The following is an 18303-nucleotide window of genomic DNA, read 5'->3' on the forward strand; positions in this document are numbered from 1 at the left end:
TCCCTTAACTTGGTCTTTGTTTACTTGGAATCATTTACCTTTGCGGTAACACTTAACTGGGAATTTATCTTTAGCAAAAATGAGGCATAATCTCACCTCTTCCTCAGTCTAGCTCTGTATCCACCGCGAAGCAGTCGGATTTTTATTCAGGATGTTTACGCAATCCCCTATCTGATATGTAAAATGGTCAGCGTATCTTGCTTGATCCAGGCGATCGCTTTATGGCCATTACAAAACGGCGACTACCGACATTTTTACAGTTTGCCAAAACTTCCAATCTTTCCCAAAAACTCATGCTCATTGGGTTAGCCATCACCCTGTTTTTCATTTTCCTGGCATTCTTCGCTCCCGTATTCCAGGCTTGGGGATGGCTGCAAAATCCCAAAGATTTTCTTTCTAATCCAATTCACGAGCCACCCTCAGCTAAACATTGGTTTGGTACTAGTCGCCTGGGTTATGATGTCTTTTCCCGGACAATGTTCGGCGCTCAAGCTGCTTTGCAGGTGGTGATTTTGGCAACAGCGCTGAGTATGATTATCGGTGTGCCTTTGGGGATGTTGAGTGGTTATCTCGGCGGTAAATTGGATAAAGTGTTGCTGTTTCTTATGGATAGCATCTACACTCTACCGGGGCTACTGCTGTCTGTGACGCTGGCGTTTGTGGTGGGACGTGGGATATTAAATGCAGCGATCGCTATTAGTATTGCCTATATTCCCCAATATTATCGCGTTGTTCGCAACCACACTGTCAGCGTGAAAACTGAAGTATTCATCGAAGCTGCTCAAGCAATGGGTGCTTCCACTTGGGTTGTGCTTTCTCGATATCTGTTTTTCAACGTCATTCAAAGTGTACCGGTATTATTCACACTCAACGCTGCTGATGCAATTCTAGTATTGGGCGGTTTGGGTTTTTTGGGGCTAGGACTTCCCGAAGAAGTGCCAGAATGGGGACATGATTTAAAACAAGCCCTAGAAGCTTTACCTACTGGCATTTGGTGGACTACGCTTTTCCCTGGTTTAACGATGACATTTATGGTGGTAGGGTTATCACTACTTGGTGAGGGGTTAAATGAATTTGTCAATCCCCGATTGCGGAGAGAAAATAGAATCCGAAAGTAGTCAATGGTCATTAGTCATTAGTCATTAGTCATTAGTTTTGGACAAAGGACAAAGGACAAAGGACAAATAAACAATACAGAGATTTGTATGAAAGATAATTTAACGTTAATTGCCGCCGCTACTGGCGGATTTATCCTTTCCGTTGCCCTTGCTGGCATCTTAAGAGGTGCCCCTATTACAGCTTGGCAGGAGCAATCGAGTTTTCGTTCATCCCCGGTAGCGAATGTGCGAATTATTAATAACGACAGATAAAAAACATCTTTGTGCAGCTGTGTTTATCTGTGGTTCGATACAAATAAAGATTTTGGATTGGCCATTGTGGATCAAGTAATTGGCATTGATGTGGGGGGAACAGCAATTAAGCTGGGGCGTTTTACAGATGATGGGACTTGTCTGCAATCTTTGACTGTGGCATCTCCTCAACCGACGACACCAGAGGATGTGCTGGCGGTGATTGTAGATGCGATCGCTCAAATTGATCCAGATAATCAAACTGTTGCTATTGGTGTTGGTACTCCAGGCCCAGCCGATGCAACAAGACGCATTGCTAAAATCGCCATTAACTTACCTGGATGGCTCGATGTGCCTTTAGCAGACTGGCTAGAAGCTAAAACTGGTAAACCCACTGCGATCGCTAACGATGCTAACTGCGCTCTTTTGGGAGAGGCTTGGTTGGGAGCCGGTCGTCACTTTCAAAATCTGATTCTGCTAACTTTAGGAACTGGAGTTGGTGGTGCAATTATCCTTGATGGCAAACTATTTGTTGGACATCAAGGCGCAGCTGGAGAATTGGGTTTAATTTCATTCAACCCAGATGGGCCAATATGTAATAGCGGCAATCAAGGCTCTTTGGAACAGTATGCCTCTGCTACTGCGATTCGTCGCCGCACTCTCAAGGAACCCGCCCAACTGGGTATTCTTGCCCAACAAGGAGATCCCGCAGCATTGACTTTTTGGCAAGAATATGGTAAGAATTTAGGAATTGGTTTGACGAGTTTGATTTATGTACTCACACCGGAAGCGATCGTCATTGGTGGCGGTATCAGTGGCAGCTTTGAGTTTTTCTTACCAGCTGTGAAGGCAGAAATTGAGAAGCGAGTGCAGCCTTTATCACGGGCGGGTTTACAAATATTGCCAGCCGAGTTAGGCAATTTTGCAGGGATAGTTGGTGCAGCAAAGTTGGCATTGCAACACTATTCAGGATTAATTGATTCTGAATTCTGAATTCTTCAATCTTGTTGATTTCCTCGAATCAAATAACGCACTTCTTCGAGCAAAATATTAAACCTCTGATCATTTTCTGCTTGGCGTTGTTTAATTAACTCTATCTCTTCTTCAAACATATCCATCTTTTGTTGATTTTGAGCAGCAACTTGCAGCAATGCTTGAGCCGTTATTCTCAAGCTATCTACGCTTGATGCTAATTCATCAAGCATTTCATCCGTCCAACGTTCAATTGCCATTGTTTGTAGCTTTTGAAGCTAACTTTGATTACTATCTTTATATTTTATCAAGAAAGGCTGTCTTGTAGAAAGGTGTTTTAGTTAGAATTAGAAGATATTATAAAAATATTTTGGTAAATATCAACCTGGAGTCACAAACAACTATTTAAACTTGAATAAGCGCTATCTGATGTCAGAATAAGCGGTAAAGATGTTTTTCTGACAAAAATCATAAAAAAATGAGGATGTTATTTAGAACCAAAGCCAGCCTAATGAATAAAGGCTTTAAGAATCAGCAAAGAGCTAAACAAATTTTTACCGTAGTACTAATAAGAGTTAGCCATCGCTATGTACTCGTGGCATTGATACTCAGTTTGATAATTATTGGCTGCACTAACATTTTAAAATCTAACCAATCCTCAGTTACCGAGTCTCCTACTAACAGTAGAATCCTAAAGATTTGGTCGGATAAAAGCCTGTTTGGAAAGACCCCTTTTGGACAAATCCAGCAGATCCGCATCTTTCTACTGCAACTAAAACACTGACTAAAGGTTTAACTCGCCCATTTTATATTGTCCAAAACCCTGCTTACAGCCTAGTTTTAGAAGAGAATGTTTGGGGTAACGCTCTGAATCGAATAATTGTCAATAGTATATCTCCAGAGCAAGCAGCAGACACCGCAATTGAGCGGATAAAACAAATTTTTGACGAATGGCGGTGAGCTATATGCGATTTTGGAATCAGCACCTTACCATTAAAGTTACAATTTTCTTTTTAGATAACTCTACACAAAAGATGATTCAATAAATCTGTTTTTTAACTTTTTCTGCTAAACAAGAATTTCAAGATAAAGAATATCCAGTTGCCTTCTTAACGTAGTTCGCAATTTTTTCATAGGATTCGGGATTACTCACGGGGTTGATAATAATAGGTATAGTGCCATCTGGTAACCAAAAAGTTATCCTGCTATTCGGTTCATGACAAAAGGAACTGATGCAGTTGAGATTAATTACATATTCATTTTTTTCGTAAATTATTTTCACCCAGTGGGCATGATCCAATTCCAACCCTGTAACGCATTCTAAATAATCGAGAACCTTTTGATAATCTTCAATATTATTTTGCGGATTAATAATTATTGGAATAGCACTATCGGGTAACCAAAAAGTAACTCTGCCGTTCCGTTCATAACAAAAAGCATGGATACGTTCAAAATTTACTACATATTCTTTCCTCTCGTAAAGGATTTTCACCCAGTACGCCACAACATCTCCTCAAGTCCGAAATTTATGAATGATGCACCCTGTATGTCCAAATCTACTGAAGCCTTAAGTTAATGTTGCTATGTACCAATTCAAAATCTAAAAAATTAATTTTGAATTATGAATTGTTATGACACCTCTAATGGTGTTGGTGCACCCGATGTCGAGAGAGAAAGAGCGATCGCCGCTTGAATGAACCCTTTAAATAAGGGGTGAGAAGTACTGGGGCGCGATTGAAATTCTGGATGAAATTGGCAAGCAAGAAAGAATGGGTGCTTGGGTAATTCTACAATTTCAACTAAGCGTCCATCGGGAGAAGTGCCGCTAATCACATAGCCAGATTTTAACAACAGATCGCGGTAAGCATTGTTGAACTCATACCGATGCCGATGTCGTTCATAAATCACATCTTCTTGATAAAGCTTGGAAGCTAAAGTATCAGGGAGAACGCGACAAGGATATAGTCCCAAGCGCATTGTACCCCCTAAATCGACCACATCCTCCTGTTCTGGTAATAAATTAATTACCGGATTAGTTGTATGAGCGTCAAATTCAGCACTATTGGCATCTGTTAATCCCCTTACGTGCCTTGCCCATTCAATCACGGCACATTGCATTCCCAGGCATAAACCTAAGAAGGGGATTTGGCGATCGCGCGCGTATTTAATTGCAGCAATTTTGCCATCTACCCCCCGAACACCAAAACCTCCCGGTACAACCACGCCATCGACACCTTTAAGATGAGTTTCGGCTGGTTCAGTTTCTAAATCTTCTGAGTTCACCCAACGTAGGCGCAGTTTGCCATAAGTGGAAATTGCAGCATGGTTTAGTGCTTCCACTACAGATAGATAAGCATCACTTAACTGCACATATTTACCAACGATGGCAATTTCTACCTCGTGCTTGGGACTATGTAACTGTTTTACCAAAGTTTTCCACTGCGTCAAATCTGGTTTGCGTTGTTCCATTTGCAGTAACTTCAGCACTTGTTCTGCCATTCCTTCCCATTCCAGATTTAGCGGTACTTCATAGATACTTTTGGCATCTTGGGAGGTGATGACGCATTCTTCTGGCACATCGCAAAATCCCGATAATTTCTGCTTTAATCCTTTGGGTAGGGGGCGATCGCTCCGACAAACTAAAATATCTGGTTGAATGCCAATGGATCTCAGTTCTTTAACTGAATGCTGTGTCGGTTTAGTTTTCATCTCACCCGCAGAGGCAATCCACGGTACCAGCGTTACGTGCATATACAATACATTCTGCCGTCCCACTTCTTTGCGGAACTGGCGAATTGCTTCCAAAAACGGCAGTGATTCAATATCTCCCACCGTACCGCCGATTTCTGTAATTACTACAGAGGGATTTGTACTTTTAGCAACTCGCAGAATCCTGTCTTTTATTTCATTGGTAATATGGGGAATAACTTGTACTGTGCCGCCATTGTAGTCTCCACGCCGCTCTTTATTGATGACTGCCTGGTAAATCGAGCCAGTAGTAACGCAGTTCAATCGCGACATTGAGGTATCGGTAAAGCGTTCGTAGTGTCCCAAGTCTAAATCTGTTTCCGCACCATCCTGGGTAACAAATACTTCCCCATGCTGAAAGGGACTCATTGTGCCAGGATCGATATTGATATAAGGGTCGAGTTTGAGAATCGACACGGAATATTCGCGCGATTTGAGCAAACGCCCTAGACTTGCTGCTACAATGCCCTTACCAATACTGGAAACTACGCCTCCAGTAACAAAGATAAACTTAGTCATAGTAGTTTTAATTTCTAACAACTTCTAAAAATACACTCCGTCATTGTGCCACAGTCGTTGTGGTGAAATCTTTTGTAATTTGCTGTGAAAAATTTTTTAGGATTAGTAATATTAGGTTGTATTCTCACCTCCTCTGTAGCCTTGGCAAAGCCGTCTCTTGTAGTCGTTTTTCCCCAGACAAACTACCAGACAAGCGCTGAAAAAATTTTCTTTCTTGGCAGTGCACCACTAAATGGTCAGGTTTTGATCAATGGTAAGCCAATTACCCGCAGCAAAGCTGGTCATTTTTCCCCAAGTTTCCCCTTGCAGTTGGGGGAGAATCTTTTTACTGTGCGTCACTTCAATCAAGAACTCCAGATTAAGGTGACAAGGCTTACAACTAGCCCTGAGCTACCACAGGGATTAGCTTTTGCTAAAGATTCCCTCACTCCCGCAGTTGACATTGCCAGACTACCGGGAGAACTTGTTTGTTTTGGGGCGATCGCACCCCTTAATGCCAGTGTATCTGTTAAGTTGGCTAATCAAACTATTACTCTTTTACCGCAACCCCGACAGGCACAACTACCAAGTAATTTGGCAGCTCTGACTGGGCAAAATCAGCTTAGTATCCAGTCTAGCGGAGGAAAGTATGAGGGTTGCACTAAATTGCAACAACCTAATTCCTTAAGTCTAATTTACGGCAACAACATCATCTCTGGTGCTGTTGTTCGAGACTCAAGTCAAGAAGTAGATTTGGGACAACCTCAGTTTAAACTGACACTCAATGGAAAGACGATAACTCAACCCGGCTCTGGCAAAATTCAAATTCTCTCACCCACGCAGTTACCAGTTGTTGAGGTAACAGCAGACGCAGGTGTAGCACGTACTGGCGCGAGTACCGATTATTCTCGACTCACACCACTGCCCAAAGGCACACGCGCAACTGTTACGGGTAGGGAAGGTGAATGGTTGCGCCTGGATTATGGCGCTTGGATTAATAGTAAAGAAACCCGCATTCTACCTGGTGCAATTCCCCCACAGACAATAATTCGCAGTGTTGGATACCGTCAACTCCCTACTACCACAGAGATAGTTTTCCCCTTGCAAGTTGCCGTACCTGTGAGCTTACAACAAAGTGAGCAAGCGATCACTCTCACTCTCTACAATACCACTGCCCAAACAGACATTATTCGCCTGGATGATAACCCCCTAATTTCTCGCCTAGACTGGCAACAGGTGGCTCCAGGACAAGTAAAATACACCCTTAACCTCAAAAAAGCTCAACAGTGGGGATATAAGCTGCGATACGACGGTACAACCCTGGTTTTGAGTTTGCGTCATCCGCCTAAAATCGGGAACACAGAACTCAAGCCTTTAGCTAATTTTAAGATTGTACTAGATCCAGGGCATGGCGGTAAAGAATCTGGTGCCAGTGGCCCAACTGGATATTTAGAGAAAGATGTGAATTTGGTAATATCTAAGTTGCTACGCAGCGAGTTAGTGAAGCGAGGAGCAACGGTGGTAATGACGCGGGAGGACGATCGCGAAGTTTCCCTAGTGGAACGTCAGGCAATTATCAATCAAGAAGAACCTGCGATCGCTCTTTCCATACATCACAACTCTCTACCCGATAATGGCGATGCCGAAAAAACCAAGGGATTCGGCGCTTTTTGGTATCATCCCCAAGCTCACAGCCTGGCAATATTTTTGCAGACGTATGTAGTCAAAAAACTTGGCAAACCTTCTTATGGTGTGTTTTGGGATAACCTGGCCCTGACACGTCCTGAGGCTGCGCCATCGGTGTTGCTGGAATTGGGTTTTATGAGCAATCCCGATGAATTTGAGCAGGTAGTGAACCCAGCAGAACAAAAGAAAATGGCTGATGCGATCGCTCAGGGGATTACTGAGTGGGTTAGAAGCGTGAGATAAATTTGGGGGTACAACAATAGTTGTACCCTCATTGTATTTGGTGGAGTGCGATAGGTCATGATTATTAAAGAAGAAATTACTATCAAAGTTCCCTCTGAGGTAGCAGAGGCATACCGCAATGCCACTGAAGAAGAACGGGAACAATTGCAACTTAAGATTGCGGCAATTATGCAGTCTCAATTTACAACGAAAAGACTTGAGGCCATTGCACGTTTGAGAAACACGATGGATAAAGCTAGTCTTGAAGCACAAGAGCGAGGATTAACGCCTGAAATCTTAAAATCGATTTTGAATAATGATAAATAATCGACGGTTCGTTTTTGATACTAATGTGCTAATTAGTGCATTTTTGTTTAGTCAAAGCAAGCCACGTCAAGCATTAGATCAAGCTACTGTTATTGGCGTTATCGTATTATCAAATTCTGTCTTATCGGAGTTAGAAGAGGTTTTATATCGTCCCAAATTTGATAGGTATTTCACTAAAGAAAGGCGGCAAGAATTTCTAGAAAATTTAACAGAAAACTCTCAGTTTATTGACGTGACTGAGCAGATTAATGAATGCCGAGACCTAAAAGATAACAAATATTTGGAATTAGCACTCAGTGGTCAAGCAGAGTGTATTGTTACCGGAGATGATGATTTGCTAGTGCTAAACCCCTGGAGGGGCATTGAGATTCTGAATGTTCAAGAATTTTTAGCAAGCAAATAAGTAGCAAGAGTTACTCTACATCCGACAAACACGACGCACAAACATCTTGTGTTATGGGAAAGCGCGTAGTTTACCGCACTTCAACAAGTTCAGTGACCACCGTAGGCATCGCATGAAATTATCGTGTCATTTTCCCATACTCGTTGTACTTGGTGGAGTGCGCTCGCCTCCAGCGAGGCATAGCCATCGCTATTTTTTAGCTAGTTCCTGCTCAATGTTTTGATCAGTCTTTGTTCAAGCTTTTTGAGTTTTAATCTATCAAAACCTATCAGGATATTGAGCTTGCCAATCATAGCACCAAGTGCTATATAATAAGCGAAGGTAATGACCATAGCATGATAATCTACAAAACCCGATGGTTTGACCGTTGGGCACGCAAAGAGGGTTTAAACGACCTTAGCCTCTGCGCGGCTGTAAACGAAATGACGGCAGGACTTTACGAAGCCGATCTAGGCGGCGGACTGTTCAAAAAGCGGATTGCCCGCTCTGGACAAGGTAAACGTGGTGGCTTTCGTACCCTAGTCGCCACTAACAAGGGCGATCGCTGGTTTTTTGTTTTTGGCTTCCCGAAAAACGAGCGCAGCAACATTAATAAAAAAGAAGAAGAAGCATTAAAAAAGCTGGCATCGGTGCTGTTATCTTACACGCTAGAGGATCTCGAAAAAGCCAAGCTGGAAGATGAATTGATGGAGGTAATTTGCAATGCCGAAGAAGAAATCAGCGATTCTTGAAGCCGTTCACGAAACGGCTACTGGACTGCACAAGGCTGGACTGATGGATCAGACTACATTGCGTGAATTCGACAGTCTGTGCTTGTCTGGGATTGAACCGCTAGAACCTAATCAAATTAAGCAAATACGCGAATCATCTCATGTTAGTCAAGCAGTATTTGCTGCGATTTTGAATACAAGTCTATCAACGGTTCAAAAGTGGGAAATCGGTCAGAAGCGTCCCAGTGGCACCGCTCTTAAGCTGTTGCACCTAGTTAAAAAACGGGGATTGAATAGCTTGATTGATTAAGGGGGCGTTGGTGGAGTGCGATCGCTATTTTTTAGCTAGTCTCTGCTCAATGCACAACCACCTGAAGATTTTGCTGCTAAGATCGCTGAAATCAAACAACGTGGCGATCGCTCTCAATATATTATCCGACGAGGTTATACAGGTCAAGATTTGCTCAAATTTGCTAGTACTTGGCAACGTTTTGAACCAAATTAGTTCAGAATTGCTTGACTGAGATTAGCGATCGCTCCTTTCGCTAAATTTATTCAATTGTTGTAACTTCAATGTTGTAAACCTGACGACCAAGCTTATCTTGAACATATTTGAGAAGTTCCACTTTATGTTTAAGTAACCATTTACAATTATTGCCGGGGTGTAAATATATACTATACCCGCGAGTGGATCTGTCCCATTCTATTTTGTCAACTGCTTTGCAATGGTAAAATAAATTAACTATTCTTGTTAGAGTCCTTATAGAATGTTGACTTTCTGTTCTAAATGATAAATCCAGGTTTTTGGGATTACTCAATTTTGTTATCTTACACCGAAAATCAATTTCATTCTTGCCTTTACATCTATTGCAAATAACACACAGAGTTTGTGAGTTTTCTACAGATGTTTCCCCACCCATAGAAAACGGTTTAATATGGTCGATGTGTAATTTACCTTCGGTATTGACTCCACAACATAGGCAAGCATAACCGTCTCGCATTTTTACTTTTTCTTTTTCTCCTTCTATAAGTTCCCGTACTCTGTTGTTTCTCTTAGGTGGAGATGTAGATGTAGATGTAGGTGCTTTACTACCATCCCCATCAGTAATTATCTTATTGATAACCAACTGAAGGGCTATTAGAAGACGATTTGGTGTTTTATAGAAAGTTTCCCACAACATTCCAGCTTTTGAAAACTCTTGCTTGACATAGTTGTTTAGTTGTGGATTTGAAAAATTAATTAGCTCATGAGCAATTTTATCTAAGTCATAGATTTCTTTTTCTTCAAAGGAGTGATACGGAGGTGTAGAATGTAGATTATCTTGAGCGATGTGACGAACAATCTTAATTAAATCTGAACTAAGTCTTCTGCCAATGTCATCAGTTTCATCGTCAAAATACTTATCTATCCATTCTTTAACTTTAGGCTGCATCCATTCATCATTAAGATACTCTTTAGACCATTCATCTAGTAACTTTAGTAACTTTGGGTCAGTAATAGAGCTAATAAAAGCCTCAAACTTGGATTGCGTATGTTCGTAGACCATGACAAATTCAGTAAATGCTTCCATTGAATCATTGTTATTATCAGAGTCAGCATATACAATTTCAGTTTTATACCATCCAATAGGAAATATTTTCTTGTATTCTATTTGATAAACTCCATCATTCTCAATTGACTTGGATAATTCTTCGATTAGACGAATTGATATATATTCCAGTGGATAATGTTCTCCTTTTTCAGGCTTTACAGGATCAGGTTCAGTATTGCCATCTTCTGGGTTAACCCAATCAATTAAACGTTTCCAGTCATCGAAGAATAAAACAATATTTGCCTCACTGCTCCCTCCTGCTTTTTCCCCACGTAAAGCTCTACCAATCATTTGAGTCATTAGAATTGAGCTTGTTGTTTGGCGAGTAATAAATACAGTTTGAACATTGGGAACATCAACCCCTTCTGTTAACATTCTTACATTGATTAAAACATCAAGCTTATTACTTTTGAAATCATCTAAAATTCTTTTATTGTCATCTTCTTTACGTTTATTTCTTGCATCTGCCGAACCTGGATCAGCATCTATATGCGAATAAATGGCATCTGCTTTAATGCCTTTTTCAACAAGTTTATTCTTTATGTATTCACATTGAAACCAACGATCAGCAAAGATAATAGTTTTACCATAAGTATCTTTAGTATCTTTTTTAGACACATAACTGTTTACAATAAAATTGTTTCTATGTTTATTATCTGCAAGAATTTCGATAATTGATTCAGGAAGGTCTTTATGTTGCTTAACTAATCGGTCGTATAATTTATCATCAACTTCCATGTCTATGCCAGTTGACACTTCAATGTAATTAGGTCTAGCTAAAATACATTGTGTTATTAAAGTTTCTTTATCAGCTTGATAAATAACTCCATTATCTCCATCTGTAAATATTTTCCATAGCCAACCTCTCTTAGCCTTATCTGTATAAGTTGGTGTAGCTGTTAAACCGAGTATGTTTGAATTAGGTACTAACACTCGAAGTCCTTTTTCACCAATCAATAAATTTCTGCAACCATAAGCTGGTGAATGGTGAGCTTCATCAACTATTACAAAAAGTCCTGTTTCTTTAGAATCCTCAATAAATTTTCTAAAAGCTGTTTCAGCCTTATTACCCAAACCGTCTAGAGCATCAGGGTGTAAATTACTGATAGCTGTTTGGATTGTCATAATGACAATATCATCGGTTATTTTGATAGATGATGCTTTGGCATGAGAAGGATTGCTGGAAACGCGCCTAATATTCAATGTTTTTTTAGAATGTGAAATATTCCTGGCATTTTCACGAAAAGTAGAGAATGCTTGATCCAGTAGATAAAACGAAGGAGCTAACCAAAGGATTTTAATATTTTTAGGTATTACATGGTCACACGACCACTTAACAGCCGTAAATGTTTTACCTGCACCTGTAGGAAGTACTAATAGTCCACTTCTCGGTTCTTTACTGTCAAGCTTAAATGTACTACTGAGTTTTTTAAACGCCTCGACTTGATGCTGAAAGGGAGGCTTAGGGGAAAAGTGAGTATCTTTTTTTCTCAGTTGCTCAAGATTGAACGATTCATACTCTTTATACTCCATAAATATTCTCTTTTTTTGGAACGCAAGTTTTTGTGGATGAATACAATTTGTATTTCAAACTTATAATTCCCACAATTTTGTGTAAGGTATCACCGTGCCGAATCGGGAAAATTGTACATTAAGAAATTTAATAAACCTCGACCGAGGAAGAATGGTGCTAGATAATGGCTCTCAAAACCATTGATATGGTTTGCCTGCGGTAACTAAAGTAAAAGATTTTGTGCGGGAATTTCTTATTTTCGGGTTTTTCAAAGCATTTTTCTCTTCTGCTGCTTTGGCGCGATCGCTCTCCTACCTACTAAATAACCAAGCATTGCTCTCTAACCTCTGTAGCTTCTGCTCTACAAAGGTGCGATCGCTCATTTGCCTTCCACAGAAAAGCTAGTTTAAGTCTACTTGAGCAATTGAGTCTGTCAAAATGATGCTTTGGGTATGCTCTTGAAAATTTTTGCCTCCGGCACGCTCCGCGAACACAAAAGTACCATCAGACTCCGGCAGTTGAGTATGATCGGGAAACGGGGGTGATATTGCAATATCAGCAAGTGTTTCACTCATATTTTCATTCAGTGTTTATAGCAAATTTTAGAGACAAAACAACGTGTCACGCGTATCTCTTCCTGTAATTGGATTGGTTCCTTTGGCAAGTTTGCACAATTTTTTTTGCTCATCGGAACGCAGCAGCGTATCGGTAAAATCTGCCCCGTCAATGACTGCACCATCAAATCTGGCGTTAGCAGCAAAGGCACCCTCCAAAAGTGCATTTGTTAGATTTGCTTTGATTAAACGAGCTGAGTCTAGAGTCGCATTTGTCAAGTCAGCTGCCTCCAAATTCGCAGATTCCAAATTTGCCGCAAAGAAACTAACACCACGCAAATTAGCATGGCTAAAGTTGCTCTGGCGAAGATTGGCTTTGGTAAAGCTGGAGTCTGTTAAATCACGTCCTGAGAAATCAGCCTCGACCAAAATTTCTTTATTGTATTCGAGTGCCAAAGCTGTTGGAGCAAAACCGACTATTGCGGTGATGCCAACTATTGCCCACAGGAATAAACTGAATATGCTTGCCCAAATCCAATGGTCTGTTTTACGTTCCAACTTCAACTCACTATGGGATGAGTTGAATGTAGAAACCGTTGTGCGTAGGCGTAGCCCGCCGCAGGCATCGCTTACCTTAGAATTCATGTAATTCATGATATTTTTAGTAAATGGCTAACCTTCCTCCATCTCATTATCCAGATATTGGTCATTTAGGAGAAGACCTTGTAGCTGAATGGTTACAATCTACAGGTTGGATAATTCTGCATCGTCGCTTTTCTTGTCGCTGGGGAGAAATTGATATTATTGCCCAATATGATGGAGGAGAAGGGGAAGCAGGGGAGCAGAGGAGCAGGGGAGCAGGGGAGCAGGGGGAGAACTTCTTACTCAGCACACAGGACTTAGGACTCAATACTCAGCACGGGCTAAACGCCCCACTACCGCTAACAGCACTCACCACTCAGCACTCATTACTGGCATTTGTGGAAGTCAAAACCCGTAGTTCAGGTAGTTGGGATGCAGGGGGAAGAAGCGCAATCACCCTACAAAAGCAAGCAAAAATCTGCCGTACAGCTGGAATATTCTTAGCCCAGTATCCTGAGAAGGCAGATTATTCTTGCCGGTTTGATGTTGCTATTGTCTACTGTCAAAGGATATCAAAAATCATGACTGAAGCTACGGCAAACCAGGAAGCTTTAGCTACTTCATCAGTAGCCGGATACAAGTTTAAGCTGCAAGAATATATTCCTACAGCTTTCGACTCTTCAATTGATAATGGTTAATCAGTAATAGATAAAATACCTTGTATTACCAATGACCAATAATTTTGTAGTAGCGTTACAACCAATATAGTGTCATGCCAAAGTTTCTGGACAGTACCCTAAGCCTCGGACAAACTGTTGCCGGAACGCCTCAATTTCGTCTCTCTCTGGGCTACCGTGAGAAACTATAGCTACCTGATAGCGACGCATCACGTCCACAGGGCACTGTCCGGCTTCTAAACTCCAAAGTGCCATTTGCACCCTCATTGGCGGCTCATAGCTAATTCCTAATTCGTTTAGAAAAGCGCGGAAGTCGCCATCTTCTTGAGGCGAGACTTGACCTCTGAGTTTGATCCTAACCACCCAGCCATCAATTTGATGAATTACGGTGACGAACGAAACAGGTGTCTGGGGTCTAGCGTGGAGGTGTTGAACAACCCTCAGAGTCAGACTGGCATTTGCCAGATAATACAAGTATTCCATGTTTGTTGGTGCTTGGGATCAAAGCCAATCCTATATATCTATATTCGTCAATCAATGCCTGTTCCCGGTAGGGTAAAATCCCCCGTTTTTAGTGGGGAGGTTTACCCAATTTTTATGTTAATTGTCCGTGTTACCTAATATTATCAATCTTATAGCCTAGCGATGAAATTGAGTCCTTATGGCTTAAAGGATGTTTCAGAAGGAAAAGCTACAAACCAGCTTTTTTAAGAGAGTATAAATACTAAATAAAGCAAAAACTAGTACAGACTAATTTGAACGACACCTCTGGCACACAAACAAAAGATTTTGAATTAGATTGTTCGGTATCTGGGTATGACTACGAACTACCTCCAGAACTCATTGCTCAAAACCCAGCAGTTCCTAGAGATAGTTCGCGGTTACTGGTGGTTAATTCTCCCACTACAGGCAGCCAAACAGCACCCCTGCACCACATTTTCCATGATTTGCCTGCACTGCTTGGCTCTGGTGATTTATTAGTTATGAACAATACAAAAGTTATTCCAGCACGGCTTTATGGGAATAAATCCACTGGTGCCCAAATCGAGGTGTTGCTGTTGGAAGAGCGGCAATATAATTGTTGGTTAGCTTTGGTTAAACCAGGAAAACGCTTCAAACAGGGAGCGAAGATTATTTTTGAAGCAAGGCAATTGGGAATTGAGGATTGTGCAGATACTTACCCAGTAAAGAGTCTTCAACTTATGGCTACGGTTCTAGAAACAGATGCAGCAACAGGGGGGCGTTTGTTGCAATTTGATGTACCAGAGGGAATGTCTTTGGTGCAACTGTTAGAGGTATTTGGTGAAGTACCGCTACCACCGTACATCACTGCCTCGTCTGCTGCTGATGAACAGTATCAGACAGTTTATGCTCAACAGCCAGGAGCGATCGCAGCTCCTACCGCAGGATTACACTTTACCCCAGAATTATTACAAAAGTTACGCGATCGCGGGATTAATCAAGCTTTTGTGACGCTACACGTTGGTGTGGGGACTTTTCGCCCTGTGGAAGTGGAGGACGTAACTACCCATCAAATGCATGAAGAATGGATTGAAATTTCCGCCGCCACAGTAGAGCAAATCCGTGCTACTAAAGCAGCCGGTGGTCGGATTATTGCTGTGGGAACAACGGTAGTACGTGCTTTAGAAGCGGCGGCTCAATCTGGAAATTTGCAACCATTTTGCGGTAAGATAAACCTATTTATTTATCCCGGCTACCAATGGCGACTGGTTGATGGTTTGATTACCAATTTTCACCTGCCGCGTTCTAGTTTGCTGATGTTGGTAAGCGCGCTAATTGGTAGACAAAGGTTATTGAATATATACAACGAAGCGATCGCTTCAGGGTATCGCTTTTATTCCTTCGGCGATGCCATGCTAATTTTACCGGAAGTTGTAGGAGTTAGGAGTTAGTAGCAGAGACGCGATAAATCGCGTCTTTACATTAGGGTTTTGGGCTTATCTGAACTGTATGGTGATATAACTGGCAATGTAAACCAAAAAGTTGCCCCTGCATCCACTGCACTTTTCACACCAATTTCACCGCCGTGAGCATTGATGATTTGCTTACACAGATACAACCCCAATCCCAAACTTACAGAATTGCGGATACTAGTACCCCGGAAGTAAAGGTCAAAAAGCCGATCGCTTTGTTGTTGACTAATTCCCACGCCATTATCACTAACAGTACAATAAATTTTGTCATCCTTACGGGTAGCATTAATTGTCAAGAGCAATTCCGGGGGATTATGTTTAAGAGCATTGACAATTAAGTTAGAAAAAACTCGCCATAGTTGCGTCGTATCGGCATTTACTAGTGGCAAATCTGCAGATACCAGATTTTTCAAGGTTGCTCGATTTTTTGCCAGCAATGGCTCTAAATCTGCGATCGCCGCTTCGACAACTGTCAGTAATTGTACGGATTGGTGTTGCAAAACTACACCTTGTACGTCGTTGATACGAGCTTCCATCAACGAATTAATTAAATTAAGTTGGCGATCGCTACTTTGAATCATCCGCTCTAAAATTGAGCGTGAAATCGAAATATTTTCCTCTGGACGTGAAAGCAAATTTTTCAGCACCATTAAAGTACCCAGCACTGGGTTGCGTAAGTCGTGGGAAACTGCATGGAAAAATACTCGTAATTCTTCTTCAGTTTGTTTGCGCTGGGTAATGTCTTCAATCAAACCTTCGTAGTAAAGCAGTTTTCCCTGTTCGTCATGGATTGCGTAGGCTTTTTCCGAAATCCAGACAATACTTCCGTCTCGACGATAAATTTGAGACTCGAATTCCGAAACGCTACCATGCTTTTCCATCAGGCGCACAAATTCTGCCCGGCGGTTCGGATCAACATACAGTTGATGTTCAATATCAGTGAAATTTGCTGTCACCTCCTCTGCTAAGGAGTAGCCATAAATGCGTGCTAAAGCAGGATTTGCTGTAATATAACGTCCATTGGGACTGCTTTGAAAAATACCTTCAACAGCATTTTCAAAAATGCTGCGATATTTAGCTTCTGCCACCTTGAGTTTTTGGTAGGCAGATTCAAGTTCTTGACGGGCGTAAAACTCAGAGCGTTGCAGGCGATCGTACAGATAAACGCCGATGTCACATATAGCACAAAACCAAAAAATGTATAAAATAAACGTTATATTATATATTCCTGGGTATTCGGGGACTGGTATTTTTAGCCCAAGGACTGTATTCACACCAAAATAGTAAGCTAGCACACCCACTTGAGACAACAAATGCAGAATCCAGGAAACTGGCATTAATACGGCTTGGCTCAAAAACAGCAGTGACCAGCCGATGGTGTCGGGTAGTGCGAAACCTTTGATGGTTGCTAACAACTGCGATACTAGACTAATTGACCAAGAAGACCACAAAAATAATAAATCTGGACGATCGCGACCTAATTTAGTTTTATGTAGGGCAAAACAGATAATTATACTCAAAAGCATTGCAATATTGATTACAAGGCTTTTAACTCTAAGTACTTCTGGCAGCCTTTCCAACTCTTTTAAAGAGAAAAAAAAGTCGTAAATGTCTCGCAAAGTAAAAGACAACAGACAGATCAGTGCCAGCCATAACCATAAACGCAATCTCTGCCACAAAAAGCGATTGCGCCAAGCTTTGTAAAAAGTAGTTATTTCATCTGTTGTTGGTGCAGAAAAGGTTTTTCTCCACCACCTTTGCACTGTTGTAAATGGAGTAGCCATTAGCATCCGAGCAACTTTGCTCATACTTTGAGGGTGTTTCCCTTACTCAACATTGCCATAAATAACACCCTCTCACTTTTTGGTGATTTATGGGCGATTTGTTGCGGATGAAGTTGCCAGAGGCAATGTAAACCAGAAAGTTAACCCACGCTTACGGTTAGTAAAAACACCGATTTCGCCACCATGTGCCTTAATAACTTTCCGACAAAGATACATTTTTAAGCCAACGCTTGTAGAACAACAGTCTTGGGGGTCACGTACATGGAGATCGAAAAGGCGATCGCACTCTAGTTTACTCATCGTTACACCGTCATCTTGAATTTGAGTGCGAATCATTCCTGCCTCAACGGTGGCACTCAAGATAAAGTTTAATCCTGGTGGATTATTTTGCAAGCTATGTGTTACTAAATTTGCCAAAACTTTCTGCAACAGATTTGCATCTGCCATTACTAACGGTAAATCTGCGGGAACCAAGTTTTTCAAAGTTGCTTGGTTTTGGATCAGCATGGGTTCCAACTGGGCGAATATTCCTGACAGTAGGGTGCTAAATTGCCCAAGCTCGAGCTTGATATCAATCCCCTGTTTTTCACAGGAATTGATTTCTAGCAATGAGTTAATCATCGTCAGTTGGCGATCATTGCCTTGAATCATTCGCTCGATTATCGAGCGAGATACTGGAATTGGGGATTGGGGATTGGGCATTGGGCATGGGGCATTGGGTATTAATTCTTCTCCCCTGCTCCCCTGCTCCC

20 protein-coding genes are annotated in these 18303 nt (G+C 41.5%); 11 read left to right on the forward strand and 9 right to left on the reverse strand.

Annotated elements, in window-relative coordinates:
- The first annotated feature begins 221 nt into the window (after positions 1–221).
- From F8S12_RS11840 to F8S12_RS11850, 3 genes are all read left to right on the forward strand, one after another.
- Positions 222–1118, forward strand: a complete 897-nt coding sequence (locus F8S12_RS11840; protein WP_196516473.1) for an ABC transporter permease — start codon at positions 222–224, stop codon at positions 1116–1118.
- Between the two features lie 87 nt (positions 1119–1205).
- Entirely contained in the window at positions 1206–1370 is a 165-nt protein-coding gene (locus tag F8S12_RS11845) for a hypothetical protein (RefSeq protein ID WP_196516474.1), read from the forward strand.
- Positions 1371–1436: 66 nt separating this feature from the next.
- Complete coding sequence (locus F8S12_RS11850) at positions 1437–2342, forward strand: ROK family protein (protein WP_196516475.1); 906 nt, start codon at positions 1437–1439, stop codon at positions 2340–2342.
- A 5-nt stretch (positions 2343–2347) separates the two neighbouring features.
- Here the strand turns inward: F8S12_RS11850 and F8S12_RS11855 are convergent, their stop codons facing one another.
- From F8S12_RS11855 to F8S12_RS11865, 3 genes are all read right to left on the reverse strand, one after another.
- Complete coding sequence (locus F8S12_RS11855) at positions 2348–2581, reverse strand: hypothetical protein (protein ID WP_196516476.1); 234 nt, start codon at positions 2579–2581, stop codon at positions 2348–2350.
- 821 nt (positions 2582–3402) lie between these two features.
- Positions 3403–3825 carry a hypothetical protein gene (locus F8S12_RS11860; RefSeq protein ID WP_196516477.1) on the reverse strand — a complete coding sequence of 141 codons (423 nt, stop codon included), beginning with the start codon at positions 3823–3825 and terminating at the stop codon, positions 3403–3405.
- Positions 3826–3950: 125 nt separating this feature from the next.
- On the reverse strand, positions 3951–5588 hold the full coding sequence (locus F8S12_RS11865; RefSeq protein ID WP_196516478.1) for a CTP synthase: 1638 nt from the start codon (positions 5586–5588) through the stop codon (positions 3951–3953).
- 84 nt (positions 5589–5672) lie between these two features.
- Between F8S12_RS11865 and F8S12_RS11870 the strand changes: the two genes are divergently transcribed.
- The 5 genes from F8S12_RS11870 (at position 5673) to F8S12_RS11890 (ending at position 9225) form a co-directional block, all read left to right on the forward strand.
- Positions 5673–7496: an N-acetylmuramoyl-L-alanine amidase gene (locus tag F8S12_RS11870; protein WP_196516479.1), complete on the forward strand. Its 1824-nt coding sequence runs from the start codon at positions 5673–5675 to the stop codon at positions 7494–7496.
- Positions 7497–7553: 57 nt separating this feature from the next.
- Positions 7554–7802 carry a hypothetical protein gene (locus tag F8S12_RS11875; RefSeq protein ID WP_196516480.1) on the forward strand — a complete coding sequence of 83 codons (249 nt, stop codon included), beginning with the start codon at positions 7554–7556 and terminating at the stop codon, positions 7800–7802.
- Positions 7792–8205 (forward strand): putative toxin-antitoxin system toxin component, PIN family, encoded by a 414-nt coding sequence (locus F8S12_RS11880; RefSeq protein WP_196516481.1) that lies wholly within the window; start codon positions 7792–7794, stop codon positions 8203–8205. The genes F8S12_RS11875 and F8S12_RS11880 overlap by 11 nt, the downstream gene beginning before the upstream one ends.
- Positions 8206–8540: 335 nt before the next feature.
- On the forward strand, positions 8541–8936 hold the full coding sequence (locus F8S12_RS11885; RefSeq protein WP_196516482.1) for a type II toxin-antitoxin system RelE/ParE family toxin: 396 nt from the start codon (positions 8541–8543) through the stop codon (positions 8934–8936).
- On the forward strand, positions 8908–9225 hold the full coding sequence (locus F8S12_RS11890; protein WP_196516483.1) for a helix-turn-helix domain-containing protein: 318 nt from the start codon (positions 8908–8910) through the stop codon (positions 9223–9225). The genes F8S12_RS11885 and F8S12_RS11890 overlap by 29 nt, the downstream gene beginning before the upstream one ends.
- A gap of 241 nt (positions 9226–9466) precedes the next feature.
- On the opposite strand, the gene F8S12_RS11895 is transcribed toward F8S12_RS11890, so the two are convergent.
- Positions 9467–12040 (reverse strand): DEAD/DEAH box helicase, encoded by a 2574-nt coding sequence (locus F8S12_RS11895; protein WP_196516484.1) that lies wholly within the window; start codon positions 12038–12040, stop codon positions 9467–9469.
- A 190-nt stretch (positions 12041–12230) separates the two neighbouring features.
- Between F8S12_RS11895 and F8S12_RS11900 the strand changes: the two genes are divergently transcribed.
- On the forward strand, positions 12231–12425 hold the full coding sequence (locus tag F8S12_RS11900) for a hypothetical protein (RefSeq protein ID WP_196516485.1): 195 nt from the start codon (positions 12231–12233) through the stop codon (positions 12423–12425).
- Here F8S12_RS11900 and F8S12_RS11905 read toward each other — a convergent pair.
- Positions 12422–12595, reverse strand: coding sequence for a hypothetical protein (locus F8S12_RS11905; RefSeq protein WP_196516493.1), 174 nt, complete (start codon positions 12593–12595; stop codon positions 12422–12424). The genes F8S12_RS11900 and F8S12_RS11905 overlap by 4 nt on opposite strands.
- Before the next feature lie 27 nt (positions 12596–12622).
- Positions 12623–13219, reverse strand: coding sequence for a pentapeptide repeat-containing protein (locus tag F8S12_RS11910; RefSeq protein ID WP_196516490.1), 597 nt, complete (start codon positions 13217–13219; stop codon positions 12623–12625).
- A 23-nt stretch (positions 13220–13242) separates the two neighbouring features.
- Here F8S12_RS11910 and F8S12_RS11915 point away from each other — a divergent pair, with 23 nt between their 5' ends.
- Entirely contained in the window at positions 13243–13854 is a 612-nt protein-coding gene (locus F8S12_RS11915; RefSeq protein WP_196516486.1) for a YraN family protein, read from the forward strand.
- A gap of 72 nt (positions 13855–13926) precedes the next feature.
- Here the strand turns inward: F8S12_RS11915 and F8S12_RS11920 are convergent, their stop codons facing one another.
- The gene (locus F8S12_RS11920; RefSeq protein ID WP_069068139.1) at positions 13927–14316 is read right to left on the reverse strand and encodes a hypothetical protein; all 390 of its coding nucleotides are present in this window, start codon (positions 14314–14316) and stop codon (positions 13927–13929) included.
- Between the two features lie 245 nt (positions 14317–14561).
- Here F8S12_RS11920 and queA point away from each other — a divergent pair, with 245 nt between their 5' ends.
- Positions 14562–15746 carry a tRNA preQ1(34) S-adenosylmethionine ribosyltransferase-isomerase QueA gene (queA, locus tag F8S12_RS11925; protein ID WP_196516491.1) on the forward strand — a complete coding sequence of 395 codons (1185 nt, stop codon included), beginning with the start codon at positions 14562–14564 and terminating at the stop codon, positions 15744–15746.
- Between the two features lie 26 nt (positions 15747–15772).
- Here queA and F8S12_RS11930 read toward each other — a convergent pair whose 3' ends face one another.
- On the reverse strand, positions 15773–17575 hold the full coding sequence (locus F8S12_RS11930) for a PAS domain-containing sensor histidine kinase (protein WP_442946798.1): 1803 nt from the start codon (positions 17573–17575) through the stop codon (positions 15773–15775).
- 63 nt (positions 17576–17638) lie between these two features.
- A partial coding sequence (locus F8S12_RS11935; protein WP_196516487.1) for a sensor histidine kinase occupies positions 17639–18303 on the reverse strand: 665 nt, incomplete at its 5' end.

Origin of the sequence: Nostoc sp. WHI, assembly GCF_015714725.1 — a bacterium.
Lineage (GTDB): Bacteria > Cyanobacteriota > Cyanobacteriia > Cyanobacteriales > Nostocaceae > Nostoc.